Origin of the sequence: Streptomyces anatolicus (assembly GCF_019400875.1) — a bacterium.
In the GTDB taxonomy this organism is placed as follows: domain Bacteria; phylum Actinomycetota; class Actinomycetes; order Streptomycetales; family Streptomycetaceae; genus Streptomyces; species Streptomyces anatolicus.
The window spans coordinates 1-2,770 of record NZ_WMBF01000671.1 but is presented as its reverse complement, the minus strand read 5'-3'; the positions used below and the strand labels follow the sequence as shown (position 1 = coordinate 2,770).

At 73.6% G+C, this 2,770-nt stretch carries 3 protein-coding genes; all 3 read left to right on the top strand.

Annotated elements, in window-relative coordinates; translation table 11 throughout:
- Positions 1-26 precede the first annotated feature (26 nt).
- Genes cbiQ through GKQ77_RS31180 form a run of 3 tightly spaced genes read left to right on the top strand, consistent with a single transcriptional unit; the run spans position 27 to position 2,760 of the window.
- Positions 27-788: a cobalt ECF transporter T component CbiQ gene (gene cbiQ / locus GKQ77_RS31190; RefSeq protein WP_219692474.1), complete on the top strand. Its 762-nt coding sequence runs from the start codon at positions 27-29 to the stop codon at positions 786-788.
- Positions 776-1,555, top strand: a complete 780-nt coding sequence (locus tag GKQ77_RS31185; protein ID WP_219692473.1) for an energy-coupling factor ABC transporter ATP-binding protein — start codon at positions 776-778, stop codon at positions 1,553-1,555. The genes cbiQ and GKQ77_RS31185 overlap by 13 nt, the downstream gene beginning before the upstream one ends.
- A gap of 32 nt (positions 1,556-1,587) precedes the next feature.
- Positions 1,588-2,760: a serine hydrolase domain-containing protein gene (locus GKQ77_RS31180; RefSeq protein ID WP_258022288.1), complete on the top strand. Its 1,173-nt coding sequence runs from the start codon at positions 1,588-1,590 to the stop codon at positions 2,758-2,760.
- The last annotated feature ends 10 nt before the right edge of the window (positions 2,761-2,770 follow it).

Here is a 2,770-nt window from a genome sequence, read left to right as displayed (position 1 = left end):
GGGCCCCGCGCCCAAGACCCCCTGACATGGGTGCCGGCCACGCCCACCGGCTCTACCGGCACGGGCACTCGCCCGTGCACCGGCTGCCCCCGCACGCCAAGCTCGTCGCCGTCTTCTGCTTCGTGATCGTCGTCGTCTCCACGCCGCGCGAGGCCATGTGGGCGTTCGGGGTGTACGGCGTACTGCTCGCCGGGGTCGCCCGCGCCGCCCGCGTCCCCGCCGGGTTCCTGCTGAAGCGGCTGCTGATCGAGGTGCCGTTCGTGGCCTTCGCCGTGCTGATGCCGTTCGTGGCGCAGGGCGAGCGCGTCGACGTACTCGGTGTCTCCCTGAGCGTCAACGGCCTCTGGGGCGCCTGGAACGTCCTGGCCAAGGGCACGCTCGGCGTCGCCGCCTCCGTGCTGCTCGCCTCCACGACCGAGCTGCGCGCACTGCTCCTCGGCCTCCAGCGCCTCAAACTGCCCCCGCTGCTCGTCCAGATCGCCTCCTTCATGATCCGGTACGGCGACGTCATCACCGACGAGATGCGCCGCATGAGGATCGCCCGCGATTCGCGCGGCTTCGAGGCGCGAGGCGTACGGCAGTGGGGCGTCCTCGCCAAGTCCGCGGGCGCCCTCTTCATCCGCTCGTACGAGAGGGGCGAGCGGGTGCACCTTGCGATGGTCAGCCGGGGGTACGCCGGTTCGATGCCGGTCATCGACGAGGTGACCGCCTCGCGCGCCCAGTGGTCGTACGCGCTGGCCCTCCCGTCCGCCGCCCTCGCCGTATGCCTGTTGGGATGGACCCTGTGACCGCGACACCCTCGCTGGAAGTGGCCGGACTGGCCTTCGCCTACCCGGACGGGCACCAGGCCCTCTTCGGCGTCGACTTCCGCGTCGCCCGGGGCGAACGCGTCGCGCTGCTCGGGCCGAACGGCGCGGGCAAGACCACCCTCGTACTGCATCTGAACGGCATCCTGACCGCCGGCGCGGGCACGGTGACGGTCGCCGGGCTGCCCGTCGGCAAGAAGCACATGGCCGAGATCAGACGGAAGGTCGGCATCGTCTTCCAGGACCCGGACGACCAGCTGTTCATGCCGACGGTCCGCGAGGACGTGGCGTTCGGGCCCGCGGCCGCGGGGCTGCGGGGCCCGGAGCTGGAGGCCCGCGTGCTGACCGCCCTCGCCCGGGTCGGCATGGCGGAGTTCGCCGACCGCCCGCCGCACCACCTCTCCTTCGGGCAGCGCCGCCGGGTCGCGGTCGCGACGGTGCTGGCCATGGAGCCGGAGATCCTCGTGCTCGACGAGCCCTCCTCCAACCTCGACCCGGCCTCGCGCCGCGAACTCGCCGACATCCTGAGGTCGTTGGACGTCACCGTCCTGATGGTCACGCACGATCTGCCCTACGCCATGGAACTCTGCCCCCGCGCCCTGATCCTCAGCGACGGCACGATCGCGGCGGACGGCCCGACGGGCGAACTCCTCGCCAACGACGACCTGATGAGCGCCCACCGCCTGGAACTCCCCTTCGGGTTCGATCCGAAGGCGGCGAAGGTGCGAGGCCAGGGAATCAGCGGCTAGCTGCGGCTGTTGGGCTGGGTATGGACGATGTCATGGGTGGGGTGCGGGGCTCGGTCGCCGAAGGGTACGAGGGCGTCAGGGAGGCCTTCGTACGCAACTTCGCCGAGCGCGGGGAGCGCGGAGCCGCCGTCACGGTCTACCGGCACGGGCGCAAGGTCGTCGACCTGTGGGGCGGCACGAAGGACGTCGACGGTGATCTCGCCGCCGGCGACGCCCCATGGGAGCACGGCACCGCGCAGGTCGTGCGCTCGGCGACCAAGGGGGTGGCCGCCGCCGCCCTGCTCCTGCTCCATCAGCGTGGCGCGCTGGACCTGGACGCGCCGGTCGGCACCTACTGGCCGGAGTTCAAGGCGCGCGGCAAGGAAGGCGTCCTGGTGCGGCACGTGCTCGCGCACCGCGCCGGGGTCCCCGCCCTTGACCGTCCGCTGACGCCCGCCGAGGCGCTCGACCCGGACCTCGCGGCGGCGGTGGTCGCGGCACAGGCCCCGTTCTGGGAGCCGGGCGCCGGCCACGGCTACCACGCGCAGACCTACAGCTGGCTCACCGGTGAGCTGGTGCGGCGCGTGACGGGAAAGGCGGTCGGGGAGTGGATCGCCGCCGAGATCGCCGGGCCGCTCGGCCTTGACCTCTGGCTGGGGCTGCCGGAAGCGGAGGCGGCGCGGGTCGGCCGGATGGGGCGCATCGCACCGCCCGCCGGGCCGGGCGGCCTGCGGATACGGCCCAAGCGGAACGTCGCCGAGGCGTACGCGGACCCGGCCTCGCTGACCAGCCGCGCCTTCGGGGCGATCGATCCGCTGCCGGACGAGAACGACCCCGCCTACCGGGCGGCGGCCCTGCCCGCCTCCAACGGCATCGCCACCGCCGACGGCCTGGCCCGCTTCTACGCGGCGCTGATCGGCGAAGTGGACGGCGCCGAGCGGCTGTTCACCCCGCAGACGGTGGCGGCCGCCCGGACGGAGGCGTCCGCGGGCCCCGACCGCGTCCTGGTCGTCCTCACCCGGTTCGGCCTCGGCTACATGCTGCACGGCGGCGCGTCCCCGCTCCTCGCCGACGGTTCCTTCGGCCACCCCGGCCGCGGCGGCGCGCTCGGCTTCGCGGACCCCGAGTCGGGGACCGGGTTCGGGTACGTGACGAACGGGATGAACACGGGCGTCACGGCCGACCCGCGCGCCCAGGCGCTGGTGCGGGCTCTGCGCGAGGCGTAGGGGCGGGAGG

Coding starts and splice junctions, on each gene's coding strand:
- cbiQ (WP_219692474.1), top strand. CDS start 27: ATGGGTGCCGGCCACGCCCACCGGCTCTACCGGCACGGGCACTCGCCC.
- GKQ77_RS31185 (WP_219692473.1), top strand. CDS start 776: ATGGACCCTGTGACCGCGACACCCTCGCTGGAAGTGGCCGGACTGGCC.
- GKQ77_RS31180 (WP_258022288.1), top strand. CDS start 1,588: ATGGGTGGGGTGCGGGGCTCGGTCGCCGAAGGGTACGAGGGCGTCAGG.